23 protein-coding genes are annotated in these 25,432 nt (G+C 60.3%); 12 read left to right on the top strand and 11 right to left on the bottom strand.

Annotated features, from left to right (window positions below; all coding sequences use genetic code 11):
- Positions 1 to 231 precede the first annotated feature (231 nt).
- Both ABH912_RS27120 and ABH912_RS27125 read right to left on the bottom strand, forming a co-directional pair.
- A complete protein-coding gene (locus tag ABH912_RS27120; protein ID WP_007935837.1) occupies positions 232 to 432 on the bottom strand; it encodes a hypothetical protein in 201 nt (66 codons plus the stop codon).
- Positions 433 to 479: 47 nt separating this feature from the next.
- On the bottom strand, positions 480 to 608 hold the full coding sequence (locus ABH912_RS27125) for a hypothetical protein (protein ID WP_269434509.1): 129 nt from the start codon (positions 606 to 608) through the stop codon (positions 480 to 482).
- 504 nt (positions 609 to 1,112) lie between these two features.
- On the opposite strand from ABH912_RS27125, the gene pcaR reads away from it, so the two are divergent.
- The 11 genes from pcaR to pcaC all read left to right on the top strand — a co-directional run bounded on the left by pcaR (position 1,113) and on the right by pcaC (position 12,003).
- The gene (gene pcaR / locus ABH912_RS27130; RefSeq protein WP_008147316.1) at positions 1,113 to 1,955 is read left to right on the top strand and encodes a pca regulon transcriptional regulator PcaR; all 843 of its coding nucleotides are present in this window, start codon (positions 1,113 to 1,115) and stop codon (positions 1,953 to 1,955) included.
- 141 nt (positions 1,956 to 2,096) lie between these two features.
- Positions 2,097 to 3,443 (top strand): MFS transporter, encoded by a 1,347-nt coding sequence (locus tag ABH912_RS27135; protein ID WP_033060952.1) that lies wholly within the window; start codon positions 2,097 to 2,099, stop codon positions 3,441 to 3,443.
- A gap of 290 nt (positions 3,444 to 3,733) precedes the next feature.
- Positions 3,734 to 4,591: a CoA transferase subunit A gene (locus ABH912_RS27140; RefSeq protein ID WP_429512077.1), complete on the top strand. Its 858-nt coding sequence runs from the start codon at positions 3,734 to 3,736 to the stop codon at positions 4,589 to 4,591.
- Entirely contained in the window at positions 4,591 to 5,370 is a 780-nt protein-coding gene (locus ABH912_RS27145; RefSeq protein WP_429512079.1) for a CoA-transferase subunit beta, read from the top strand. Before ABH912_RS27140 ends, ABH912_RS27145 begins: the two co-directional genes overlap by 1 nt.
- Entirely contained in the window at positions 5,367 to 6,572 is a 1,206-nt protein-coding gene (gene pcaF / locus ABH912_RS27150) for a 3-oxoadipyl-CoA thiolase (RefSeq protein ID WP_197281778.1), read from the top strand. The genes ABH912_RS27145 and pcaF overlap by 4 nt, the downstream gene beginning before the upstream one ends.
- A 36-nt stretch (positions 6,573 to 6,608) precedes the next feature.
- On the top strand, positions 6,609 to 7,313 hold the full coding sequence (gene pcaH / locus ABH912_RS27155; protein WP_429512081.1) for a protocatechuate 3,4-dioxygenase subunit beta: 705 nt from the start codon (positions 6,609 to 6,611) through the stop codon (positions 7,311 to 7,313).
- Position 7,314: 1 nt separating this feature from the next.
- Positions 7,315 to 7,881, top strand: a complete 567-nt coding sequence (gene pcaG / locus ABH912_RS27160) for a protocatechuate 3,4-dioxygenase subunit alpha (protein ID WP_429512083.1) — start codon at positions 7,315 to 7,317, stop codon at positions 7,879 to 7,881.
- Between the two features lie 186 nt (positions 7,882 to 8,067).
- Positions 8,068 to 9,372 carry an MFS family transporter gene (locus ABH912_RS27165; protein WP_033060945.1) on the top strand — a complete coding sequence of 435 codons (1,305 nt, stop codon included), beginning with the start codon at positions 8,068 to 8,070 and terminating at the stop codon, positions 9,370 to 9,372.
- A 45-nt stretch (positions 9,373 to 9,417) separates the two neighbouring features.
- Positions 9,418 to 10,782: a 3-carboxy-cis,cis-muconate cycloisomerase gene (locus ABH912_RS27170; RefSeq protein WP_429512085.1), complete on the top strand. Its 1,365-nt coding sequence runs from the start codon at positions 9,418 to 9,420 to the stop codon at positions 10,780 to 10,782.
- A gap of 11 nt (positions 10,783 to 10,793) precedes the next feature.
- On the top strand, positions 10,794 to 11,600 hold the full coding sequence (pcaD, locus tag ABH912_RS27175) for a 3-oxoadipate enol-lactonase (protein WP_429512086.1): 807 nt from the start codon (positions 10,794 to 10,796) through the stop codon (positions 11,598 to 11,600).
- 10 nt (positions 11,601 to 11,610) lie between these two features.
- The gene (pcaC, locus tag ABH912_RS27180) at positions 11,611 to 12,003 is read left to right on the top strand and encodes a 4-carboxymuconolactone decarboxylase (RefSeq protein ID WP_033060940.1); all 393 of its coding nucleotides are present in this window, start codon (positions 11,611 to 11,613) and stop codon (positions 12,001 to 12,003) included.
- A 110-nt stretch (positions 12,004 to 12,113) separates the two neighbouring features.
- Here the strand turns inward: pcaC and ABH912_RS27185 are convergent, their stop codons facing one another.
- The 7 genes from ABH912_RS27185 to emhA form a co-directional block, all read right to left on the bottom strand.
- Complete coding sequence (locus ABH912_RS27185) at positions 12,114 to 12,932, bottom strand: methyltransferase domain-containing protein (RefSeq protein ID WP_429512088.1); 819 nt, start codon at positions 12,930 to 12,932, stop codon at positions 12,114 to 12,116.
- Positions 12,933 to 12,952: 20 nt separating this feature from the next.
- On the bottom strand, positions 12,953 to 13,336 hold the full coding sequence (locus ABH912_RS27190; protein ID WP_429512090.1) for a DUF1641 domain-containing protein: 384 nt from the start codon (positions 13,334 to 13,336) through the stop codon (positions 12,953 to 12,955).
- A 22-nt stretch (positions 13,337 to 13,358) separates the two neighbouring features.
- On the bottom strand, positions 13,359 to 14,549 hold the full coding sequence (locus ABH912_RS27195; RefSeq protein WP_429512091.1) for an NAD(P)/FAD-dependent oxidoreductase: 1,191 nt from the start codon (positions 14,547 to 14,549) through the stop codon (positions 13,359 to 13,361).
- 196 nt (positions 14,550 to 14,745) lie between these two features.
- The gene (locus tag ABH912_RS27200) at positions 14,746 to 16,005 is read right to left on the bottom strand and encodes an OprD family porin (RefSeq protein WP_429512093.1); all 1,260 of its coding nucleotides are present in this window, start codon (positions 16,003 to 16,005) and stop codon (positions 14,746 to 14,748) included.
- 293 nt (positions 16,006 to 16,298) lie between these two features.
- Positions 16,299 to 17,759 carry an efflux RND transporter outer membrane subunit EmhC gene (gene emhC / locus ABH912_RS27205; protein WP_033060932.1) on the bottom strand — a complete coding sequence of 487 codons (1,461 nt, stop codon included), beginning with the start codon at positions 17,757 to 17,759 and terminating at the stop codon, positions 16,299 to 16,301.
- The gene (emhB, locus tag ABH912_RS27210) at positions 17,759 to 20,920 is read right to left on the bottom strand and encodes an efflux RND transporter permease subunit EmhB (protein WP_429512095.1); all 3,162 of its coding nucleotides are present in this window, start codon (positions 20,918 to 20,920) and stop codon (positions 17,759 to 17,761) included. Before emhB ends, emhC begins: the two co-directional genes overlap by 1 nt.
- 3 nt (positions 20,921 to 20,923) lie before the next feature.
- Positions 20,924 to 22,081, bottom strand: a complete 1,158-nt coding sequence (gene emhA / locus ABH912_RS27215) for an efflux RND transporter periplasmic adaptor subunit EmhA (RefSeq protein WP_033060928.1) — start codon at positions 22,079 to 22,081, stop codon at positions 20,924 to 20,926.
- Positions 22,082 to 22,344: 263 nt separating this feature from the next.
- On the opposite strand from emhA, the gene emhR reads away from it, so the two are divergent.
- A complete protein-coding gene (gene emhR / locus ABH912_RS27220; RefSeq protein ID WP_429512096.1) occupies positions 22,345 to 22,977 on the top strand; it encodes an efflux system transcriptional repressor EmhR in 633 nt (210 codons plus the stop codon).
- Between the two features lie 215 nt (positions 22,978 to 23,192).
- On the opposite strand, the gene ABH912_RS27225 is transcribed toward emhR, so the two are convergent.
- Both ABH912_RS27225 and ABH912_RS27230 read right to left on the bottom strand, forming a co-directional pair.
- Positions 23,193 to 24,242, bottom strand: a complete 1,050-nt coding sequence (locus tag ABH912_RS27225; RefSeq protein WP_429512098.1) for an alkene reductase — start codon at positions 24,240 to 24,242, stop codon at positions 23,193 to 23,195.
- Between the two features lie 21 nt (positions 24,243 to 24,263).
- Positions 24,264 to 25,430, bottom strand: coding sequence for an MFS transporter (locus ABH912_RS27230; RefSeq protein ID WP_033060922.1), 1,167 nt, complete (start codon positions 25,428 to 25,430; stop codon positions 24,264 to 24,266).
- Between the last annotated feature and the right edge of the window lie 2 nt (positions 25,431 to 25,432).

Consider the following 25,432-nt stretch of genomic DNA (forward strand, 5'->3'; position numbering starts at 1 on the left):
GTCATTGAATTTCTTTGAAAAGGCCGCAGCCACAAGGCGTCCTCTCGTAGGAGCAAGAGGTTTTAACGCTTGTGTGAAATATCTGAAAAGAGGGCCAGACATGCGCCATTTGCCTCATCCCGGGGGTGAGGTGGCCGCTGCCCGCTGGTAGCGGGCGCGAAAGGCATCATCGATACATCCCGTTTTTAACGGGTGCAGACGCAGACCCTTGAAAGGATTCAGGCCGAGGGCTTATGGCTCTTCGGCTTTGAGTTCCTTTTCCATTTTCTGCAATTCTTGAGTGAAAGCCTGATCCTGAACGGTGGCGCGTTTACGCCAGGGTTTGCGTTCCGGTTCGGGCTGAGCGGCGTAGGTGGTGACTTCCCCGCCGTAAACTTCCTTGTAACGTTGTTCCTGGCGCTCAAGTTCCGCGCGCAGTTCGTCTTTCGTCACAGTGCTACCTGATTGAGTTGAGTTAAATTCTGGTGAAACGCGCTGCATCAAATGTATTTGACCACGCTCGCCGAATGGACAAGGCCCGTAAAGGCATCATTTTTTACGGCATTGCGATCAAATACTTCCATGTTGCAGGCGGCCACGACACCAGAGATAAACAGCTGACGCAGCATCAGTTTCCTGTTTCAGCGAACACCTTGGCGAAGCATATGAAATGAGTGTCAGGTGTTTGCTGCGGGTAACGGCGATGGAACATCGCGCTACCGGGTGGCGGAATCGGCAATTAAAAACCGGTCACCACTGAATTTCATTATAGCGGTCGATTCGAAGAACACTATCGTCAAAGAGTTAAAAGTGGGTCTTGATGTGTGATTGTTTTGTTACTCGCAACTTTATACGGCTAACTAGGTCGCTCGGCGGCACGACGTTACAGTGATGCCTTTCTGACGCCATTAAGTCGAACAAGTTAGGACAATTACATCGACCCTTCTAGTCTGCGTCAGAGCCTATGTAAAAACAGATGCAAGCCCGTTCAATAATCGGCTGCTCCTGGTGGGCGTCAATTGCGATTATCGGTCGATGGTTCGATAATCGAACAGTCTTGGCGGCCCGGGGTTGTGTGAAGGACCGGCTGCCGCTTGTAATAGCCGCTGAACCGTGTGGGAAAAGGACCTTGTATGAACGATCAAATGCGCAATTCCTTCGCTTCAGTGGCGCCGCCGATCGTTGCCTCGCCCGCCAAGCGGATCCAGGCACTGACCGGCGACCCGGATTTCATGACATCCCTGGCCCGTGGCCTGGCCGTGGTGCAAGCGTTTCAGGAGCGCAAACGTCACCTCACCATCGCTCAGATCAGTCACCGCACGGAAATTCCCCGCGCCGCTGTGCGACGTTGCCTGCACACACTGATCAAACTTGGCTACGCCACCACCGACGGCCGCACGTATTCGCTGCTGCCTAAAGTACTGACGCTTGGCCATGCGTATGTGTCGTCGACGCCGCTGGCGGTTTCTGCCCAGCCCTACCTGGACCGCATGAGCGAGCAACTTCATGAAGCCTGCAACATGGCCACTCTGGAAGGCGATGACATCTTGTACATCGCCCGTTCGGCCACCACCCAGCGACTGATTTCCGTCGACCTGTCGGTCGGTGGACGTCTGCCGGCCTATTGCACCTCGATGGGCAGGATTCTTCTCGCGGCGCTGGACGATACGTCGCTGCGCGAGTACCTCGACCATGCAGAGTTGCAAGCCAAGACCAGCCGAACCCTGCACACCCCCGAGGCGTTGCTCGAATGCCTGCAAGAGGTGCGGCAGCAAGGCTGGTGCATCGTCGATCAGGAACTGGAACAAGGTCTGCGCTCGATTGCCGTTCCGGTGTACGACGCTTCCGGCCAAGTGGTCGCGGCGCTAAACGTCAGTACCCACGCCGGCCGAGTCAGCCGCAACGAGCTGGAACAACGTTTCCTGCCTGGCCTTCTGAGCGCGAGTCGCGACCTCAGCGCGCAACTCTTTGCGTAAGCCATTCGCCTAAGCTGTTCGATAAACGCACAGAGTCGCGTTTATCGAATTGACGCTCTTTCCCCAAGATCACTAATGTCGCGGCAGCGCCAGCCTTGGCTGGCTACTCTCCGACTGCGTTCTTTGCGTGGAATAAAAATAATGAACCAGCCCCAGTCTGCTGTAGGAAACTGCCTCGACGTGCAGTCCTTCATCAATGCTCAACCCATTTCGCGCTACCAATGGCGAGTGGTGATCCTGTGTTTCCTGATTGTTTTCCTCGATGGCCTCGACACGGCGGCCATGGGTTTCATCGCGCCCGCCCTGTCTCAGGATTGGGGCATCGACCGCGCCAGTCTCGGCCCGGTGATGAGCGCGGCGCTGATCGGTATGGTCTTTGGCGCACTGGGTTCTGGCCCATTGGCTGACCGCTTCGGGCGAAAAATCGTACTGGTGGGCGCGGTGGCGTTGTTCGGCGCGTTCAGCCTGGCTTCGGCTTACAGCACCAACGTCGATCAACTGCTGGTGCTGCGTTTCCTCACTGGCCTGGGCCTTGGCGCCGGCATGCCGAACGCCACGACGCTGCTGTCCGAATACACCCCGGAGCGCAAGAAATCCCTGCTGGTGACCAGCATGTTCTGCGGCTTCAACCTCGGCATGGCGGGCGGCGGTTTCATTTCCGCCAAACTGATTCCGGCCTTTGGCTGGCACAGCCTGCTGCTGATCGGCGGGATTTTGCCGCTGATCCTCGCCGTCGTATTGCTGTTCTGGCTGCCGGAATCGGCGCGCTACCTCGTCGTCCGCAATCGCGGCACTGACAAAGTGCGCAAGACCCTGGCCCCCATCGATCCAACCGTCGTCGCTCAGGCTTCCAGCTTCAGCGTGCCGGAACAGAAAACCGTAAAGGCCCGCAACGTGTTCGCGGTGATCTTCTCCGGCACCTACAGCACCGGCACCTTGTTGCTGTGGCTGACCTATTTCATGGGGCTGGTGATCGTTTATCTGCTGACCAGTTGGCTGCCGACGCTGATGCGTGACAGTGGCGCGAGCATGGAGCAGGCGGCGTTCATTGGTGCGTTGTTCCAGTTTGGCGGTGTCTTGAGCGCGGTGGGCGTGGGCTGGGCGATGGACCGGTTCAATCCGCACAAGGTTATCGGCATTTTCTATCTACTTGCCGGGGTATTTGCCTACGCGGTAGGGCAGAGCCTGGGCAACATCACGCTATTGGCGACGTTGGTGCTGGTGGCCGGGATGTGCGTCAACGGCGCGCAATCGGCGATGCCTTCGCTGGCGGCGCGGTTTTATCCGACGCAGGGGCGGGCGACCGGGGTGTCGTGGATGCTCGGGATCGGCCGCTTCGGCGCGATTCTCGGTGCGTGGATGGGCGCAACGCTACTGGGCCTGGGCTGGAACTTCGAGCAGGTGCTGACAGCGCTGGTGATTCCAGCGGCACTGGCGACCACGGCGGTGGTGATCAAGGGCATGGTCAGTCATGCGGATGCGACCTGAGTCCAGGTTTCAGAATCTTCAGCGCGTTTGATGGCCTCTTCGCGGGCAAGCCCGCTCCCACAGGGATTTATGTCGTTCACATAACCTGTGGGAGCGGGCTTGGTCCGGGCGGCGTTCCGACGATGCTTTTGGTATCGGTAGCAAGACAACAATCTGTTCGATAAACGAACACTCAGTCGATTATCGGATTGTTTGGCGTTTTATACAGGCTTAACCTTCAGTCATTCCGGCGCTGCGCATCGCGCCTTTTTCTTCCACTGTCGGTTCATAACAAAACGGGAGCCTGCCCCATGGCTGAAATCCTTTCGCTGCACGACGCGGTGAAGCAATTCGTAAACGACGGCGATACGGTCGCGCTCGAAGGCTTCACTCACCTGATCCCTACGGCGGCGGGTCACGAAATCATTCGCCAGGGCAAGAAAGACCTGACACTGGTGCGGATGACGCCTGACTTGATCTACGACCAGTTGATCGGTGCCGGTTGTGCTCGCAAACTGATTTTCTCCTGGGGCGGAAACCCGGGCGTCGGTTCGCTGCATCGCCTGCGTGACGCCGTCGAGAAGCAGTGGCCGCACGCGCTGGAAATCGAAGAGCACAGCCACGCCGACCTGGCCAATGCCTACGTCGCTGGCGCCTCCGGCCTACCGTTCGCGGTACTGCGTGCCTACGCCGGCTCCGACCTGCCGAAGGTCAACCCGCTGATCAAAACCGTCACCTGCCCATTCACCGGTGAAGTATTGGCGGCCGTGCCTTCGGTGCGCCCGGACATCACCGTTATTCACGCACAGAAAGCCGACCGCAAAGGCAACGTGTTGCTGTGGGGCATTCTCGGCGTACAGAAAGAAGCCGCACTGGCCGCCAAGCGTTGCATCGTTACCGTCGAGGAAATCGTCGACGACCTCAATACACCGATGAACTCCTGCGTTCTGCCGACGTGGGCGTTGAGCGCGGTCTGCCACGTTCCCGGCGGCGCGCATCCGTCCTACGCTCACGGCTACAACGAGCGCGATAACCGTTTCTACCAGGCCTGGGACCCGATTGCCCGCGACCGTGAAACCTTCACCGCGTGGATCAACGAGTACATCCACGGCTGCGCTGACTTCAGCGAGTTCCAGGCCAAGCTGGCCGCTGCTTCGGAGGCCAAGTAATGACTTACACCACCAATGAAATGATGACCGTCGCCGCTGCCCGCCGTCTGAAAAACGGTTCGGTGTGTTTCGTCGGCATCGGCCTGCCGTCGAAAGCCGCCAACCTGGCGCGTCTGACTTCCTCGCCGGATGTAGTCCTGATCTACGAATCGGGTCCGATTGGTGCCAAGCCGAGCGTGCTGCCGCTGTCGATCGGTGACGGTGAGCTGGCGGAAACCGCCGACACCGTCGTCCCGACCGGTGAGATTTTTCGCTACTGGTTGCAGGGTGGGCGCATCGACGTCGGTTTCCTCGGCGCCGCGCAAGTCGACCGCTTCGGCAATATCAACACCACCGTGGTGGGCGACTACCATCAGCCGAAAGTCCGCCTGCCGGGTGCCGGCGGTGCACCGGAGATCGCCGGCTCGGCCAAAAGCGTGCTGATCATCCTCAAGCAATCGGCGCGTTCCTTTGTCGACAAACTCGATTTCATCACCTCGGTCGGCCATGGCGAGGGCGGTGATTCGCGCAAGCGCCTCGGCCTGCCGGGCGCCGGTCCGGTCGGCATCATTACCGACCTGTGCATCATGGAACCGGAAGCCGGCACCCATGAATTCGTGGTCACCGCGCTGCACCCGGGCGTAACCCGCGAGCAAGTGACTGCCGCTACCGGCTGGGCTGTTCGTTTTGCAGAAAATGTTGAAAACACAGCCGAGCCAACGGATGTCGAACTGACGGCACTCAGGGATCTGGAAGCCCGCACCGCAGCCGCCCACGGCCAAGCACCCGGAGAAGCGTGATGCGTGACGTATATATCTGTGACGCAATTCGCACCCCCATCGGCCGTTTCGGCGGTGGCCTGTCGGCGGTTCGCGCCGACGACCTGGCCGCCGTGCCGATCAAGGCGCTGATGGAGCGCAACCCGTCGGTGGACTGGAACGCAGTGGACGAGGTGTTCCTCGGTTGCGCCAACCAGGCCGGCGAAGACAACCGCAACGTGGCGCGCATGGCGCTGTTGCTGGCGGGCCTGCCGGAAACCATTCCGGGCGTGACCCTCAATCGCCTCTGCGCCTCGGGTATGGACGCCATCGGCACCGCTTTCCGGGCGATCGCCAGTGGCGAGATGGAGCTGGCGATTGCCGGCGGCGTCGAGTCGATGTCCCGCGCGCCGTTCGTGATGGGCAAGGCCGATGCGGCATTCTCGCGCAACATGAAACTGGAAGACACCACCATCGGCTGGCGTTTCATCAACCCGTTGATGAAAGCCCAATACGGCGTGGATGCGATGCCGCAGACCGCCGACAACGTGGCTGATGATTACGAAGTGTCCCGCGCCGATCAGGACGCTTTTGCACTGCGCAGTCAGCAGCGGACAGCCGCCGCGCAAGCCGCAGGATTTTTCGCCGAAGAAATTGTTGAAGTGCGCATTGCCCACAAAAAGGGCGAAACGGTCGTCAGCCAGGATGAACATCCTCGCGCCGACACCACCCTGGAAACCCTGGCCAAACTGAAACCGGTCAACGGTCCCGACAAAACCGTCACCGCCGGCAATGCTTCCGGGGTGAACGACGGTGCCGCGGCGTTGATTCTCGCCTCAGCCGAAGCCGTGAAAAAGCACGGTCTGACCGCCCGCGCCAAAGTGCTGGGCATGTCCAGTGCCGGTGTCGCACCGCGTGTAATGGGCATCGGCCCGGTGCCGGCGGTGCGCAAACTGACCGAGCGCCTCGGCCTGGCTGTCAGCGATTTCGACGTGATCGAACTCAACGAAGCGTTCGCCAGCCAAGGTTTGGCGGTGCTGCGGGAACTGGGGCTGGCGGACGACGCGGCTCAGGTCAACCCGAACGGTGGCGCCATTGCCTTGGGCCATCCGTTGGGCATGAGTGGCGCCCGCCTGGTGCTGACCGCGCTGCATCAGCTGGAAAAGACTGGCGGCAAGAAAGGTCTGGCGACCATGTGCGTCGGCGTGGGCCAGGGTCTGGCCTTGGCGATCGAACGGGTCTGACGTGCTGCGTCACTAATAAGAACTGAGGAATGCTTCATGACTGACAAGCCTGGTTACCGCCGCCCGCAAGAGGGCACCCAGCCGGAATACCTGCACCCGGCCTATCAATCCACCAACCTTCGCTCGCCGTCCAAGCCGTTGGTTTTTTTGCCCCATTCGTTGTCGGAAATTACCGGACCGACCATCGGCGCCGATCGTGTGCAGGAGAAGGACAACGACCTGACCGCCCAGCACAAGGGCGAGCCACTGGGTGAGCGCATCATCATTCACGGCCGCGTGCTGGATGAAGATGGTTTGCCGGTGCCGGGGATTCTGGTGGAGATCTGGCAAGCCAACGCTGCCGGTCGCTACAACCATGACCGTGACCTGCACGATGCGCCGCTGGACCCGAATTTCACCGGCACTGGCCGCACCGTGACCGACGCCGATGGCTGGTACCAGTTCCAGACCATCAAGCCCGGCGCCTACCCGTGGGGCAACCACCACAACGCGTGGCGCCCGGCGCACATCCATTTCTCACTGTTCGGGCCGAGCATTCTCACGCGCCTGGTCACGCAGATGTATTTCCCGGGCGATCCGTTGCTGGCCTATGACCCGATCTACAACTGCGTACCGGATACCAGCGCCAAAGAGCGTTTGATCGCCCGTTTCGATCTGGAAAAAACCATCCCTTCCTATGCCCTCGGTTATCGCTGGGACATCGTCTTGCGCGGCCGCGAAGCCACGCCGATGGAGAAATAAGATGACGCTGAACGCGACCACGTCCCACACCGTCGGGCCGTATTACCACATCGGTTTGACCTGGCTGAACCGCGAAGACCTGACCGTCGAACAAACCCTGGGCGAGCGCGTGGCGATCACCGGGCAAGTCATCGATGGCAAGGGCGACGTCGTCAACGACGCGATGCTGGAAGTCTGGCAAGCCAACGCCGCCGGCAAGTATGACCACGCCGAAGACGATCAGGACAAACCCCTGGACCCGAACTTCGAAGGGTTTGGCCGGGTGCCGGTGGATGCCGAAGGGCGCTTCCGCTTCACCACGATCAAGCCGGGCACGGTGGAAGGCCTGAAAGGCACGACCCAGGCGCCGCATCTGGTGGTGCTGGTGTTTGCTCGCGGCTTGGTGAAGCACTTGCTGACGCGGATTTACTTTGATGGCGAACCGGCCAACGTGGCGGACCCGCTGCTGGAATGTGTGCCGGCTGAACGCCGCAGCACGTTGTTGGCGAAGAAGGATGCGTCCGGTGTGTACCAGTGGAATGTGATCCTGCAGGGCACCGATGCCGAGACGGTGTTCTTCGACTACTGAAAACACAGTAAATCCCTGTAGGAGTGAGCCTGCTCGCGATGGCGGAGTGTCATTCAGCATTGATGGCACTGATACACCGCCATCGCGAGCAGGCTCACTCCTACAGGGGGGCAGCATTGCAATCTGTGGAACGGGGTTGTTGCAAAGTGTGTCTAGACTCTCACAGTCCCCATTGAGTAAAAAACAATGACAACTAACACCGCTACTACAGCGCACTACACCGGTGAAGAGCGCAGCAAAAGGATCTTTGCGATTGTCGGCGCCTCGTCCGGCAACCTCGTCGAATGGTTCGACTTCTATGTCTACGCCTTCTGCGCGATCTATTTCGCCCCTGCCTTTTTCCCGTCCGATAACCCGACTGTGCAGCTGGTGAATACGGCGGGCGTATTCGCCGCCGGGTTCCTGATGCGGCCCATCGGCGGCTGGATCTTCGGCCGGCTGGCGGACAAGCACGGGCGCAAGAATTCGATGCTGATCTCGATTCTGATGATGTGCTTCGGTTCGTTGCTCATCGCTTGCCTGCCGACCTATAAGGACATCGGCGTCTGGGCGCCGATCATGCTGCTGTTCGCCCGCTTGTTGCAGGGCCTGTCGGTGGGCGGTGAGTACGGCACCACGGCGACCTACATGAGTGAAGTCGCCCTCAAGGGCCAGCGCGGTTTCTTCGCCTCGTTCCAGTACGTGACGCTGATCGGTGGGCAACTGCTGGCGGTGTCGCTGGTGGTGATCCTGCAACAGTTCCTCACTGAGGATGATTTGCGCGCCTATGGCTGGCGGATCCCGTTTGTCGTCGGTGCGGCGGCGGCGTTGATTTCGCTGTTCCTGCGCCGTTCGCTCAAGGAAACCACCAGCAAGGAAATGCGCGAAAACAAGGACGCCGGCAGCATCCGTGCGCTGTTCCGCGACCACAAGGCTGCGTTCATTACCGTGCTCGGTTACACCGCCGGTGGCTCGCTGATTTTCTACACGTTCACCACGTACATGCAGAAGTACCTGGTAAACACCGCCGGTATGCAGGCGAAGACTGCCAGCTACATCATGACCGGCGCACTGTTCCTTTATATGTGCATGCAGCCGCTGTTCGGCATGCTCGCGGACAAGATCGGCCGACGTAACTCGATGCTGTGGTTCGGCGCCCTCGGGACGTTGTTCACCGTACCGATCCTGCTGAGCCTGAAAAGCGTCAGCAGTCCGTTCCTGGCCTTCGTGCTGATTACCGTGGCACTGTCGATTGTCAGTTTCTACACCTCGATCAGTGGCCTGGTAAAAGCCGAAATGTTCCCCCCGGAAGTGCGCGCATTGGGCGTCGGCCTGGCGTATGCGGTGGCGAATGCCATCTTCGGTGGTTCGGCGGAATATGTGGCTCTGAGCCTCAAGGCCGGGGGCATGGAAAACTCCTTCTACTGGTACGTCACGGTGATGATGGCGGTGGCGTTCCTGTTCAGCCTGCGCTTGCCGAAACAGGCGAAGTATTTAGAAAACGACCTTTGATCTTTACCCGTGGGCCTGACCGGCCCACGCCTCCAGGGACTGTTTATGAACGAGCGACCGGGCAATCAATTGTTCGATGCCTATTTCACTGCCCGCGACATGCGTGAGGTGTTCTGCGATCAGGGTCGGGTTCAAGCGATGCTTGATTTCGAAGCGGCACTGGCCCGGGCCGAAGCGCGAGTCGGGCTGATTCCGCAATCGGCAGTCGCGCCGATTGAAGCAGCTTGTCAGGCCGGGCATTACGACTTCGCCGCCCTCGGCGAGGCGATTGCCACGGCGGGCAATTCGGCGATTCCGTTGGTCAAGGCGCTGGGTAAACAGATCGCGGCCAACCATGCCGAAGCCGAGCGCTATGTGCATCTGGGCGCGACCAGCCAGGACGTGATGGACAGCGGTCTGGTGTTGCAACTGCGCCGGGCACTGGAGCTGATCGAAAACGATCTGGCGCAATTGGGCGAAACGCTGGCGACCCAAGCGGTGCGTTACGTCGCGACACCGCTGGCTGGGCGCACCTGGTTGCAGCACGCGACGCCTGTCACCCTCGGCATGAAAATCGCCGGTTGGTTGGGCGCCGTCACTCGCAGCCGTCAGCGTCTGCGGGAACTCAAACCGCGATTACTGGTGCTGCAATTTGGCGGCGCCTCCGGAACCCTCGCGGCCCTCGGCGAGCAGGCGATGCCGATTGCCCAAGCGCTGGCTGAAGAATTGAAACTGACACTGCCCGATCAACCTTGGCACACCCAGCGAGATCGCTTGGTGGAGTTCGGCTCGGTACTGGGATTGATCGCCGGCAGCCTCGGCAAACTCGGCCGCGACATCAGCCTGTTGATGCAGACCGAAGCGGGGGAGGTGTTTGAACCCTCGGCACCGGGCAAGGGCGGCTCTTCGACCATGCCGCACAAACGCAACCCGGTGGGCGCGGCGGTGCTGATCGGCGCGGCGACTCGCGTTCCAGGTTTGCTCTCGACTCTGTTCAGCGCCATGCCTCAAGAACACGAGCGCAGCCTGGGCCTGTGGCATGCCGAGTGGGAAACCCTGCCGGAGATTTGCTGCCTGGTGTCCGGCAGCCTGAAGCAGGCGCGGCTGGTAGCGGACGGACTGGAAGTGGACGCCGAGCGCATGGCCCGCAACCTCGATCTGACTCAAGGGCTGGTGCTCGCCGAAGCGGTGAGCATCGTCCTCGCCCAACGCGTGGGGCGCGACACTGCGCACCATTTGCTGGAGCAATGCTGCAAGCGTGCAGTGGCTGAACAACGCCATCTGCGATCGGTACTCGGCGACGAGCCGCAAGTGACCGCCGAACTGTCGGATGCTGAACTCGATCATCTGCTGGACCCCGCCCATTACCTCGGTCAGGCCCATACCTGGGTCGAGCGAGCGGTGGCTGAACATTCTGCGTTGACTGCCTGAAGGAGATTGCTGTGGCTTTCGTACAACTCGCCGAGGGCGAACTGCACTACCAAATTCAAGGGCCGCAACTCGATGGCCCGGACGATGCGCCGGTACTGGTGCTGTCCAACTCGCTGGGCACCGACCTGCACATGTGGGACGCGCAAGTTGCGGCGTTCTCCGAGCATTTCCGGGTGCTGCGTTTCGACACCCGGGGCCATGGCAAATCGCTGGTCACGCCGGGGCCGTACACCATCGAGCAACTGGGCCATGACGTGCTGGCGCTGCTGGACGCGTTGCACATCGAACGCGCACATTTCTGCGGTTTGTCCATGGGCGGCTTGATTGGCCAGTGGCTGGGAATCAACGCGGGTGATCGCCTGAACAAACTGGTGGTGTGCAACACCGCAGCGAAAATCGGCGATCCGTCGGTGTGGAGCCCGCGCATTGAAACCGTGCTGCGTGACGGTCCGGCCGCTATGGTCGCCCTGCGCGATGCGTCGATTGCGCGCTGGTTCACCGCGGATTTTGCTGAAGCCAATCCTGCTGCCGCAAAGAAGATTACTGACATGCTGGCCGCCACCTCGCCTGAAGGGTATGCCGCGAACTGTGCCGCCGTGCGCGATGCCGATTTCCGCGATCAGTTGTCCTCGATCAAAGTGCCGCTGCTGGTCATCGCCGGCACCGAAGACGCGGTCACGCCGCCTTCCGGCGGGCACTTCATTCAGGAACACGTGCAAGGCGCCGAGTACGCCGAGTTCTATGCGGCGCACCTGTCCAACGTTCAGGCCGGTGCTGCGTTCAGCGAGCGCGTGTTGGCGTTTTTGTCAGCTCATTAAGGGGATTGTTGTGGACGAGAAACAACGTTACGACGAAGGCCTGAAAGTGCGCCGTGCCGTACTCGGCGACGCCCATGTCGATCGTAGCCTGAACGCGTTGACCGAGTTCAACTCGGAGTTTCAGGAGATGATCACCCGTCACGCCTGGGGCGACATCTGGACCCGTCCGGGCTTGCCGCGTCATACCCGCAGCCTGATCACCATGGCCATGCTGATCGGCATGAACCGCAACGAAGAACTCAAACTGCACCTGCGCGCCGCCGCCAACAACGGCGTGACCCGCGGCGAGATCAAGGAAGTGATCATGCAGAGCGCGATCTACTGCGGCATTCCGGCAGCGAATGCGACATTCCATCTCGCAGAGTCGGTGTGGGATGAGCTTGGGGTTGAATCGCGGGAGTGATCCTGGCGATTTGCGGTATCTGAGCTGACGCCTTCGCGGGCAAGCCTCGCTCCTACGGATCTACGTGAACCCGTAGGAGCGAGGCTTGCCCGCGAAAGCGATGTCATGTCTTACACGGTTGCGACGATGAATATCCGCTTGAACGGAAACAACGTGTGCCCGTCGCTCTCCGGCGGGTAATGCGCATGCACGCGCATCAGGTAGTGGTAGATGAACCGCGCCTGCTCATCATCCTTCAGTCCCTGCATCACCGGCCTTAGCGCCGAGACTTTGACCCAGTCATAGATCGGCGACTTGCCGTCGACAACCTGTAGCTGTTCGGTCTCCCAGATATCCAGTGTCCGGGTGATCGGTGAGAGCAACCGGTAGTAACTTTCCAACGACAACAACGGCCGTGCAGCCATGGCCTCGCGCAACTGCGGGGTGCCGAGTGGTTTGCCACCGGGGCCGGCCTCTTCAAGGGTGTCGAGCATCAGTTGATACCACAGCGCATCCCGCCAGTCGGGCATGTGCGCGGCCAGGCATCCACCCGGATTGAGCTGGCCGAGCAGTCGCGGCAATAACTGTTCGTGACCACTGACGAAGTGCAGTACGGCGGCGGCGAACAGCAGGTCCGCCGGTTGTTCGGGTTGCCAGTCGAGTAGATCGCACTGTTTCCACAACGCCTTGATCGGCAGGCAACGAGCCTCGTCCAGCATTTGCCCGGAACTGTCGATGCCCTGCAACTGCGCTCGAGGCCAACGCTTGGCCAACAGTTGCGTGGCGATGCCGGTGCCGCATCCCAGGTCGTAGATGCGTTTGGGCTGTTTGAGTTCGACACGGTCGAGCAATTCATTGACCGGTCGTTGCCTGAGGCGGGAAAACTGCTGGTACGCCTTGGCGTCCCAGTCGGTGCAGGCTTTCCCTGCCGATTCAAGTTTGACGCTCATGAGGTGATCCTCTCTGGCGGTTACAGTTGTCTTCCGATGACGTTCAGTGTTTTCAGGACAACCGCCACGCCTTTGCGCGTGTCCGGGTCGTTCAGCAGTTTGATCAACGCATAGGCTCCCGGCGGCTCGGGGGCGGCGGCGACCTCAGCCTTGGCCAGGCGCACGGCATTACTGACTGTCCAGGTGGCCGCCGTCGCGTTTTCGAACAGCCGCGCCAGTTTTTCCACCATCGCTGCGTCCAGCAGGTCGGTCATGTCCGAGACCAGCGATAGCACATCGACAATGTTGTCCAGCCGACCGCCGTCGATCAGCGGCTGAATTTTCGCCATCAAGGCGTTGAGCCCCGGCGTCACTGGCAGGCCGGCAGCGCTGGTCGCCAGCGTTTCTTCTGATAGGTTCGTCATTGTTTACGCCTCCCTGGGCAGATCAAAGCATTCCACGGGCAACCGCCCAGTACAGGCCACGATTGAAGCCATTTCTCAGCAGGCCGCCGAGTTTGGTCGGCGGTGTTGGCAGGACGTCATGGGCGTAGTCGTACCACAGCGGCATACCGGCGTTGAGCCCCATCTGCGCCACGGCCTGAACCCTTCCGTCGTAGACGCTGTGGGGCGCACCGAGGCGAATCTCGGCGGCAATGTTGTTGGCGATGACCGGCGCCTGGTTATGACAGGCACCCCCGGCCTTACTCACCGGCAGGTCGACGGTGTCGCCAATCACGTAGACGTGTTCCAGACCGTAGACCTGCAGGGTCTCGTGGTGGGTCGGCAACCAACCTTCGTTGTTGGGCGCATGAGACGCTCCGGACTCCAGCACCGCATCGACGGCGCGGATCGGCGGTGTCGCCATCAGGATGTCGAAGGGTTGCTCTTCACCTTCTTCGGAGTACGCGATTTTTCGCTCGGGATCGACACGGCTGAGGGTGAAGCCGCGTTGGAAACGGATGTTCTTCTGCTCGAAAATGCCGGGCAGAATGTCCCCGGTGGGGCGTTGCAGGAACAGGCAGTTACGCAGCAACTGAGCCGTGGTCGGGTAGGTGTAGACGATTTCCACCTGGTCCCGCACGCCCCGACGACGCAGGAAGTCGTCGAGCATCAACGTCGTTTCTACCGGCGCAATGCCGCATTGGTGCGGCACGTTGGGTGTCTGCGGGAAAGACACCGTGATGAAGATCCGGCCTTTTTTGATCGTGTTCAGTCGTTCTGCCAACTGCCGGGCGGGCTGATATTGGTAGAAGTGGTCGCCGGCTTCTTTCAAGCCTTCGATGCGCTCCGGCGCGGGCACGCAGCCGGTGGCAATGACCAGAAAGTCATAGCCATAACGCTTGCCGCTACGGGTTTTCAGGCATTGTCCGGGGAAATCGAAACGCGTGACTTCTTCGACGTAAAAGCTGATTTCCGGGCGCAACAGTGAACGTTCCGGGCGCTTGAGTTCTTCTTCAAAGAACTGATTGAACGCCACGTACATGAACGCAGGTTTGTAGTAGTGATCGGGGGAATTGGACAGTAGTGCAATCGAGACTTCGCCGCGCAGGATTTCTGGATACAGCTTGCTGGCCAGTTGATTGGCCAACATGGTTCCACCTACGCCGCCACCGACGATAACTATTCGCTTGCTCATACCTGACCTCCGTGGTCATGGCAGCTTCGCGTACAGCATCCGGAGATAACGGAAGAAAAAAGGGGCTCCTACATCAGGATGGAGAATTAAACACGCTTCCTGACTGTATCTGTGAACACACAAAGCGCTAGTTTCGGCCGACCGGTGGTTACAGGCAGGCGACCGCCTTAATCCTGCGGTCGCTGCCTGAACGCGGTTATAGCAAGCTGATCGGATAGCTGACGATCAACCGGTTCTCATCGAACTCGTTGTTGCTGAAGTCACGGCGAATGGTCGAGTTACGCCATTTGACGTTGAGGTTTTTGAGCGCACCGCTCTGCACGGTGTAACCCAATTCGCTTTCGCGGCCCCATTCCTTGCCGTCGGTGATGGTGCCGGTGTGGACGTTGTCGCCGCTGATGTAGCGGTTCATCAGGGTCAGGCCGGGAATGCCGAGGGCGACGAAGTTGTAGTCATGCCGTACCTGCCAGGATTTTTCCTGAGTGTTGTCATAACTGGCGTTGTAACTGTCGTTGGCCAGGGTGCCGCCGCTGGTGCCGTTGACCCGCATCCAGGCGTTGTCGCCGGTGAGTTTTTGCAGGCCGACGTAGAAGGTGTTGCCGCCGTATTTGGCCGAGAACAGGCCCGACCAGGTCTTGTTGTCCAGCTCGCCGGCCCGGGCGCTGCCGTCATCCTTGCCATAGAAGAAACCGAGGTTGGCGCCCAGGGTCCAGTCGCCGATGGGCTGGCTGTGGATCAGATTCACGTACTGCTGGCTGTAGATGTCCTTGAGTTCGGCGTTCCACACACCGATCTGGGTGCGCTTCTCGTTGAAGACGTATTCGCCGCCCTGGAAGTTGAAGCGGTCGGAGGTAAACGCCGGTTTTCCGGTCATCGACATGTCGTTCATGCTGCTGTCGTCGCGCGGGCTGTTGGCGCGGAACTGACCGCCGTAGAGCGTCAGGCCGTCGATTTCCTTCGAGGTGATCTGGCCGCCACGGAAGGTTTGCGGCAGGGAACGACCGTCGTCCGAGCGCAGGATCGGCAGCACCGGCATCCATTCACCCACCTTCACTTCGGTCTGCGACAGCTTGGCCTTCAACGCCACGTTGGTGCGACCGAAGTTGTCCGCTGGGCGACCGTCGTGGTCCAGCGGCAACAACTGCGTACCGCCCGTGCCTTTACCGCCGTCGAGTTTCACCGAGTACAGCCCCAGCACATCCATGCCGAACCCGACGGTGCCCTGAGTGAACCCGGACTTGGCGTCGAGGATGAAGCTTTGTGTCCACTCTTCTGCCTTGCCCTGGGCTTTGGTCGGGTTGGTGAAGTTGCGGTTGATGTAGAAGTTGCGCAGGTTCAGGTTGACCTTGGCACCTTCGACAAAGCCTGACTCCTCGGCCATGGCAGACAGAGCCGTACTGGCCAGTGCAACGGCGATGAGGCTGGGGAACCAGTATTGAGTAGTGGAAGGTGTCATGTGGTCGGGTCTCTCTAATTTTTAGGCGTGAAACGGGGCGCTGCCGCAACCTGGGGTTGCAGACAAAAATTTGAATTCGGGATAAAAACGAACGGAATCAGCCGGACAGGGCAGGGCGCGGGGACATGGTGTCGAACCTGTTGTTATTGGTCTTGTGCGACGAATGGTGCGGGGAATGGACCGGATGGTTCAATCGGGAAAAGCGGGTTCTGGGCGATTATCGAACAGCAAAAGCACTTATTCAGCGCAACAAAAAGCCCACCAAAAGGTGGGCTTCTTGTTTTACAGCGCTATCAGAACAACTTCAGCTTCGGTGCTTCTTCTTTCAACGGCTCGTTCTTCGCGGTCTGCTCGTTCCAGCCACCGCCCAGTGCCTTGTACAGATTGACGGCACTGACCAGTTGCGCCAGACGGTCGGTGATCAGTACCTGTTCCGCACTGAACAGCTGGCGCTGGGCATCGAGGAAGGTCAGGTTGCTGTCGACACCAATGCGGTAACGACGCTCGGCCAGACGGTAGTAGTCCTGGTTCGCGGTGACGAAATCACGCTGGGCCTGCAACTGATCGGTGTAGGTCTGGCGGGCGGCCAGGCCGTCGGCGACTTCCTGGAAGGCCGTTTGAATGGACTTCTCGTAGTTCGCCACGCCGATGTCTTTCTGGATTTTTGAATAATCCAGGCTGGCGCGCAGGCTGCCGGCGTTGAAGATCGGCAAGTTGATCTGCGGCTGGAACAGCCAGGTGCCCGAACCGCCCTTGAACAGACCGGACAGGTCCGGGCTCAGGGTCCCGGCGTTGGCCGTCAGGCTGATGCTCGGGAAGAACGCCGCCCGTGCCGCGCCGATGTTGGCGTTGGCGGCTTTCAGGTTGTATTCGGCCTGAAGGATGTCCGGACGGCGTTGCAGCAAGTCCGATGGCAGACCGGCCGGTACTTCGCTCAGCAGGTCGTCAGCCAATGGCTTGGCCGCTTGCAGATTGGCCGGGACGCCAGTGCCGAGCAGCAGCACCAGGCTGTTTTCATCCTGGGCGACTTGACGGGTGTACTTGGCCATTTGTGCGCGGGCGTTTTCCACCGAGGTACGCGACTGGGCCAGGTCCAGCGCCGAGGCTACACCCACTTCGTTGCTGCGGGCGGTGAGCTTGTAGCTCTCCTCGAACGCACCGAGGGTGTCCTGGGTCAGTTTCAGCAGTTCCTTGTCGGCCTGCCAGGTCAGGTAGGCGTTGGCCACACTGGCCACCAGGCTGATCTGGGTGCTGCGGCGCGCTTCTTCGGTGGCGAAGTACTTCTGCAGCGCTTCTTCGCTCAGGCTGCGAACCCGACCGAACAGGTCGAGCTCATAGGCGCTGATACCGACCGTGGCCGAGTAGGAACTGGTGATATCCGCTTCGCCGGTCTGCGAGGCCCTAGCCGGGACCCGCTGACGGCTGCCGGTGCCGTTGGCCGACACGGCCGGGAACAGATCGGCACGCTGGATGCGGTATTGAGCCGCGAAGGCGTCGATGTTCAGCGCCGCGACACGCAGATCACGGTTGTTTTCCAGGGCGACCTGGATCAGCTGTTGCAGCGCCGGGTCATGGAAAAACTGCTTCCAGCCCTGTTCAGCGGCAGCCTGGGCAGGCGCCTGGGCCGACGAATACGCCGGACCTTGCGGGTACTGGCCCGCCACCGGTGCTTCAGGCTGCTGATAATCGGGAATCAGCGAGCAGCCGCCGAGCACGAAGGCGGCAACAGCCAGGGAGAGTAGCGACTTACTCATTAGCCAGCCTCTTTAGAAGGTTCAATAGCGTCGTCCTGGTCAGCGGTTTTGCGCTGCCCCATGGCCGACACGGTGACGAAAAACAGTGGGACCCAGAAGATCGCCAGGATCGTGGCCGTGAGCATACCGCCAATCACCCCGGTACCGATCGCATGTTGGCTACCCGAGCCTGCACCCGTGGAAATTGCCAGTGGTACCACACCGAGGACGAAAGCGAGCGACGTCATGATGATCGGTCGCAAGCGCATCCGGCAGGCTTCGACCGCGGCATCACGCAGGCTACGCCCTTGTTCATGCAGTTCCTTGGCAAATTCGACAATCAAAATGGCGTTTTTCGCCGCCAGACCAATGGTCGTCAACAGGCCCACCTGGAAATACACGTCGTTGGACAGACCGCGCAGGCTGGTCGCCATCAGCGCACCGATGATCCCCAGCGGTACCACCAACATCACCGCGATCGGGATCGACCAGCTTTCGTACAGCGCCGCCAGACACAGGAACACCATCAGCAGCGACAGGGCGTACAACGCTGGCGCTTGCGAACCGGACAACCGTTCCTCGTATGAGAGACCGGTCCAGGAAATACCGACACCTGCTGGCAGCTTCTTGGCCAGGGCTTCGACTTCGAGCATGGCTTCACCGGTGGAATAACCGGGTGCCGGGGCACCGAGGATTTCCATTGCTTCTACGCCGTTGTAACGCGACAGCTTCGGTGCACCGTAAATCCACTCACCCTTGGCGAACGCCGAGAACGGAACCATGGTGCCGGCCTTGTTGCGCACATACCATTTCTTCACGTCTTCAGGACTCATGCGCGCGCCCGGCTGGCCTTGCACATACACCTTCTTCACCCGACCGCGGTCGATGAAGTCGTTGACGTAGCTACTGCCCAAGGCGATCGACAGGGTGTTGTTGATGTCGGTGAGGGTGATGCCCAGGGCACTGGCCTTCTCGTCATCGATTTCCAGCTGGTATTGCGGTTCGTCGTTCAGACCGTTCGGGCGGACCTGCGACAGCACCTTGCTCTGCGCCGCCATGCCCAGGAACTGGTTGCGAGCAGCCATCAGCTTGTCGTGACCGATACCGGCACGGTCTTGCAGGAACACGTCGAAACCGGTGGCGTTACCCAGCTCCAGCACCGCCGGCGGTGCAAATGCAAACACCATGGCGTCACGGAAGGTGAAGAAATGCTGTTGGGCACGGGCCGCGACTTTGAACACGCTGTTGTCGGCGTTACGTTCGTCCCACGGTCGGAGCATGATGAACGCCATACCCGAGCTCTGGCCACGGCCGGCGAAGTTGAAGCCGGTCACGGTAAACACCGAGGCCACCGCGTCGCCTTCACCGCCGTCCTTGCTCGGACGCAGCAGGAATTCACGCATGTCATCCACGACCACTTGCGTGCGCTGGGCACTCGAGCCGGCCGGGGTTTGCACCTGAGCAAACAATACGCCCTGGTCTTCTTCCGGCAGGAACGCCGTTGGGATGCGGGTGAACAGCCAGATCATGCCGACCAGGATGATGAGGTAGGCCAGCAAGTACGGGGCCTTGTTCGCGAGCATGTTGCCCACGCCACGCTCGTAGCTTTTGACGCCACGGTCGAAATTGCGGTTGAACCAGCCGAAGAAGCCGCGTTTCGGCGCGCCGTGCTCGCCTTTCGGAATCGCCTTGAGCATGGTTGCGCAGAGCGCCGGGGTGAAGATCAGCGCGACCAGTACCGACAGGGCCATGGCCGAGACGATGGTGATCGAGAACTGCTTGTAGATCACACCGGTGGAACCGCTGAAGAACGCCATCGGCAGCAGTACCGCCGAGAGCACCAGGGCGATACCGACCAATGCACCCTGGATCTGCCCCATGGATTTCTTGGTGGCCTCCTTGGGTGACAGGCCTTCTTCGCTCATGACCCGTTCGACGTTTTCCACCACGACGATGGCGTCGTCCACCAGCAAGCCGATGGCCAATACCATGCCGAACATGGTCAGGGTGTTGATGCTGAAACCGAACGCCGCGAGGATCCCGAAGGTACCCAGCAATACGACTGGCACGGTCATCGTGGTGATGACGGTGGCGCGGAAGTTTTGCAGGAACAGGAACATCACCAGGAACACCAGCACGATCGCTTCGACCAGGGTTTCAACCACACCCTTGATCGACTCGGTCACCACTGGCGTGGTGTCGTACGGGAACACCACTTCCATCCCTTCCGGGAAGAACGGCTTGAGGGTTTCGATGGTCTTGCGCAGGGCTTTTGCAGTGTCGAGGGCGTTGGCACCGTTGGCCAGTTTCACCGCCAGTCCGGAGGCCGGGCTGCCGTTGAACTGGGCGCTGATCGAGTAGTTTTCACCGCCCAGACCGACATCCGCCACATCGCCGACACGCACTTGCGAGCCGTCCTTGTTGACCTTGAGCAGAATCGCCTTGAACTGCTCAGCAGTCTGCAGGCGGGTCTTGCCGATGATCGTCGCGTTCAGCTGTTGGCCGGCGACAGCAGGCAAACCACCGAGTTGGCCGGACGACACCTGGACGTTCTGCGCGGCGATGGCGGTTTTCACGTCCACCGGGGTCAGGTTGAAGTTATTCAACTTGGCCGGGTCGAGCCAGATCCGCATCGCGTACTGCGCACCGAAGACCTGGAAGTCACCGACACCGGCGGTCCGCGAGATCGGGTCCTGCATGTTCGAAACGATGTAGTTGGACAGGTCGTCCTTGGTCATGCTGCCGTCGCGCGACACCACGCCGATCACCATCAGGAAGTTTTTCACTGCCTTGGTCACGCGGATACCCTGTTGCTGCACTTCTTGCGGCAGCAGCGGGGTGGCCAGGTTCAGTTTGTTCTGGACCTGAACCTGCGCGGTATCGGAGTTGGTGCCCTGCTCGAAGGTCGCGGTAATGGTCATGCTGCCGTCGGAGTTACTTTCCGACGAGACATAACGCAGGTTATCGATACCGTTGAGCTGTTGCTCGATCACCTGAACCACGGTGTCCTGCACGGTTTGTGCGGACGCGCCCGGGTAGGTCACCTGGATCGCGATGGCCGGAGGCGCAATGCTCGGGTATTGGTTGATCGGGAGTTTGAGGATCGATAGTGCCCCGACCAGCATGATGACCAGGGCAATTACCCAGGCAAAAATCGGACGGTCGATAAAAAATCTGGACATGGTTTACTCCCCTTGACCGCTGGATGCCTTGTTAGCTACCTGTGCGGGGGCCGGGTTCTTTGCGCCAACGTTAGTCGCTTCACTGGCTTTTACTTCAACGCCAGGTTTGACGTATTGCAGCCCTTCGGTGATCAGTCGGTCGCCGGCCTTCAGGCCGTCTTCGATCAGCCATTGGTTGCCGACGGTGCGGCTGGCCTTGAGCTGACGCAGTTCGACCTTGTTGTCCGGACCGACGACCAGCGCGGTCGGGGTGCCTTTGAGATCACGGGTCACGCCTTGTTGCGGGGCGAGGATCGCCGCGCTGTTCACACCGGCCTGCAATTGGGCGTGTACAAACATGCCTGGCAGCAGGGTGTGGTCAGGGTTGGGGAATACCGCACGCAAGGTCACGGAACCGGTGGTCTGGTCCACCGAGACTTCGGAGAACTCAAGCTTGCCTTCCTGTTTGTACTCGCTGCCGTCTTCGAGGGTCAGCTTGACCTTGGCCGCGTTGTCGCCAGATTTTTGCAGACGACCGCTTTCCAGTTCGCGGCGCAGTTCCAGCAGCTCTACCGAAGACTGGGTGACGTCGACGTAGATCGGGTCCAGTTGCTGAATCACCGCCATCGCGTCGACCTGGCCGCTGGTCACCAGCGCGCCTTCGGTCACGGTCGAGCGGCCAATGCGGCCGGAGAGTGGGGCGTAAACCTTGGTGTAGCGCACATTGATCTGCGCGCTTTGCAGCGCGGCTTCCGATTGCAACCGGTTGGCCAGGGCCGTGTCGTATTCCTGCCGGCTCACTGCCTGTTCGCTGACCAACTGCTTGTAGCGATCCGAGATCGACTTGGTCTGTTGCAGGTTGGCTTCGGCACTTTTCAGGGTGGCTTCATAAACCGCCGGATCGATCTGATACAGCTGCTGGCCGGCCTTGACGTCGCCGCCTTCCTTGAACAGGCGCTTGAGAATGATGCCGTTGACCTGAGGGCGAACTTCGGCGATGCGGTACGCGCTGGTACGGCCCGGAAGCTCGGAGGTCAGGGTGAAGGCTTGAGGTTGCAGAGTAACGACGCCGACCTGAGGGGGTGGTGGGGCAGGTGCCGCCTCTTCCTTTTTGCATCCGCTGAGCAGCGATGCCAAGGCGAGGGCGGTGACCAGAGCGGTAACAGCTGGCTTGAATTGCATGAAAAACCTCGGTCAGGCGCGCAAATTGCGCACTCGAAATGTGGAAAGGTAAAAAATGTGCGCTGAGTGGATAAGTAGCTTGCTAAGGAATATACTTACGTTCATGGTTGTTTGTAAATACCTTGGCCGCGTATCCACACCGTTACAAAAGCCGTTCAAGGGTTCGAATTGTAGGCCGGGGACAACGCCCGAGAGCGCTCGCCCCACTTTTATTCAGCGGATGTTCAGACATCCCTGAGGCATCCTGATTGAGGTTGTACTGCATGGTCCGTCGTACCAAAGAGGAAGCTCAAGAAACCCGCAGCCAGATACTGGAAGCGGCAGAAAAAGCCTTTTACGAAAGGGGCGTGGCGCGCACGACACTGGCGGATATCGCTACCCTGGCCGGGGTCACTCGCGGGGCCATCTATTGGCATTTCAGCAACAAGGCGGATCTGGTGCAGGCCATGCTTGATACCTTGAAAGAGCCTCTGGATGAAATGGCCAAGGCCAGTGAAAGCGAAGAAGAACTCGACCCCCTGGGCTGCATGCGCAAGCTGCTGATTCATTTGTTTCATCAAGTTGCTCTGGATCCGAAAACCCGACGCATCAATGAGATTCTGTTTCATAAGTGCGAATTCACCGATGAAATGTGCGACCTGCGCCAGCAGCGTCGAGAGGTCAGCCTTGATTGCAATGTGCGAATCGCCCTGGCGCTGAGTAATGCGGTCAATCGAGGGCAGTTACCGGAAAACCTCGATACGGCCCGCGCAGCCATCAGCCTGCATGCGTACATCGACGGCATCCTGTATCAGTGGCTGTTGGCGCCCGACAGCTTTGAACTGCACCTCGACGCCGAGCGTTTGGCCGATACAGGATTGGATATGCTGCGCTTGAGCCCAAGCCTGCGCAAATGAAACAAAATGCGGAAATGGATCCGGTTGTGTCAAACATTTGAGGCGGATCAGGATCATCCCGATGCCCGCCTGATTGCAATGGGGTGCTTTTATATACGTACGCTCGCCAGGTTGATAGGTAGTGAGCTACCTGATTTGTAGGGATTTTGTGAGTAACCGGCGCAAAAAAGCCCCGGCTCTTTCGAGTCGGGGCTTTTGCGTTTCAAGGGGGACGCTTACAACACCGGGTAGTCGATGTAGCCGACCGCGCCCTTGGAATAAAACAGTTCAGGGCGTGGTTCGTTCAGCGGCGCATCGGCCTTCAAACGTGCCGGCAGGTCCGGGTTGGCAATGAATGGCACGCCGAAGGCCACCGCATCAGCCTTGCCGCTGGCCAGCCAGGCGTTGGCGCTGTCCTTGGTGAAGCGTTCGTTGATGATGTACGGGCCGCCGAACGCTTCTTTCATTTGTGGACCCAGGCTGTCGCCATCTTCTCTCTCACGCGAGCAAATGAACGCGATACCACGTTTGCCCAGTTCGCGAGCGACGTAGATGAACGTCTCGGCCAGGTTGTCGTCGCCCATGTCATGGAGATCGGCGCGGGGTGACAGGTGCACACCCACGCGGCCCGCGCCCCAGACTTCGATCGCGGCATCGGTCACTTCGAGCAACAGGCGCGCACGGTTTTCCAGGGAGCCGCCGTAATTGTCGGTGCGCTGGTTGGTGCTGCTTTGCAGGAACTGGTCGAGCAGGTAACCGTTGGCGCCATGGATTTCCACACCGTCGAAACCGGCCGCCTTGGCGTTCTCGGCACCGACGCGGTAGGCGTCGACGATGTCGGCGATTTCAGCGGTTTCCAGGGCGCGTGGGGTTGGGAAGTCGGCCAGAGGACGAACCAGGCTGACATGACCTTTCGGCTGAATGGCGCTTGGGGCGACCGGCGCTTCACCGCCCAGGTACGAGCCGTGGGAAATACGGCCGACGTGCCACAGTTGCAGGAAAATCTTGCCGCCCGCGCCGTGTATAGCCTTGGTCACATTGGCCCAGCCACGCACTTGATCGTTGGACCAGATACCCGGGGTGTCCGGGTAGCCGACGCCCATCGGCGTGACCGAAGTGGCCTCGCTGAGGATCAGCCCGGCCGAGGCGCGTTGTACGTAGTACTCGGCCATCAGCGCGTTTGGCACGCGGCCTTCGTCGGCGCGGCAGCGGGTCAGCGGCGCCATGATGATGCGGTTGGCCAACTCAAGGTCGCCCAGTTTGATCGGATCGAAAATAGTCGTCATGAAATAGCTCTCTTGTAGAGATCAGTTGGTAGCAGGGGCCAGTTCGGGATCACCGTTCTGACGGAAAGTAATCAGGGTCACCAGCAGGGCGAGAACCGCCAGTGCGGCTGCCGCGAGAGGAACGCTGGTCAAGCCGAAACCGTGGGCGATGACGCTGCCACCGACCCAGGCACCCAGTGCGTTGCCGATATTGAAAGCGCCGATGTTAAGGGTCGACACCAGGTTCGGTGCGGCTTTGCCGTAGGTCACCACGTTCACTTGCAGGGCGGGCACGGCGGCAAAGCACGCGGTGGCCCAGAGGAACAGGGTGATTTCGGTCGGAATCAGCGCAACGCTGGTCCAGGTCAGTACGGTCGAGATCACGGCCATCGAGATAAAGACGCCGATCAACGTTGCGGCCATGCCTTTGTCAGCCAGCTTGCCGCCGATGATGTTGCCGACCGTCAGGCCCAGGCCGATGAGCATCAGGGTCCAGGTCACGCCTTTGGGCGAGACGCCAGTGACATCGCCGAGCAGCGGAGCGACATAGGTGAACAGGGTGAATACGGAAGCGGCGAACAACGCGGTCATGCTTAACGACAGCCAGATCCCGGCGCCTTTGAGGGCGCGCAGTTCGGCGCGCATGTCGAGTTTCTCTTCATCGCGCTTGGCCGGCAGGAAGCGGATCAGGCCGATCAACGCGATCACACCAATCACGGTCACCGCCCAGAAGGTCGAACGCCAGCCGGCTTCCTGACCGAGCGCGGTGCCCAGGGGAACGCCAAGCACGTTGGCCAGGGTCAGGCCGGTGAACATCAGGGCCACGGCCGAAGCACGTTTGTTTGCAGGCACCAGACCTGCTGCCACCACCGAGCCAATGCCGAAGAACGCACCGTGGCAGAGGGCGGTGACCACACGGGCAAACATCAGCACGTTGTAGTCGGTGGCCATTGCGCAGAGTAGGTTGCCAACGATGAAGATGCCCATCAACGCTACCAGCGCGGCCTTGCGCGGCAATCGAGAGGTGGCCAGTGCCATGAACGGCGCACCGATAGCCACGCCCAGGGCGTAACCGGTCACCAGCCAGCCGGCGCCGGGGATCGACACACCGAGGTCGGCCGCCACATCGGGCAGCAAGCCCATGATGACGAACTCGGTGGTGCCGATGGCGAAGGCGCTCAAGGCCAGAATGAGTAGCGAGAGGGGCATTG

The sequence above is a fragment of the Pseudomonas sp. BT76 TE3572 genome (genome assembly GCF_050435365.1).
GTDB lineage: Bacteria > Pseudomonadota > Gammaproteobacteria > Pseudomonadales > Pseudomonadaceae > Aquipseudomonas > Aquipseudomonas fluorescens_W.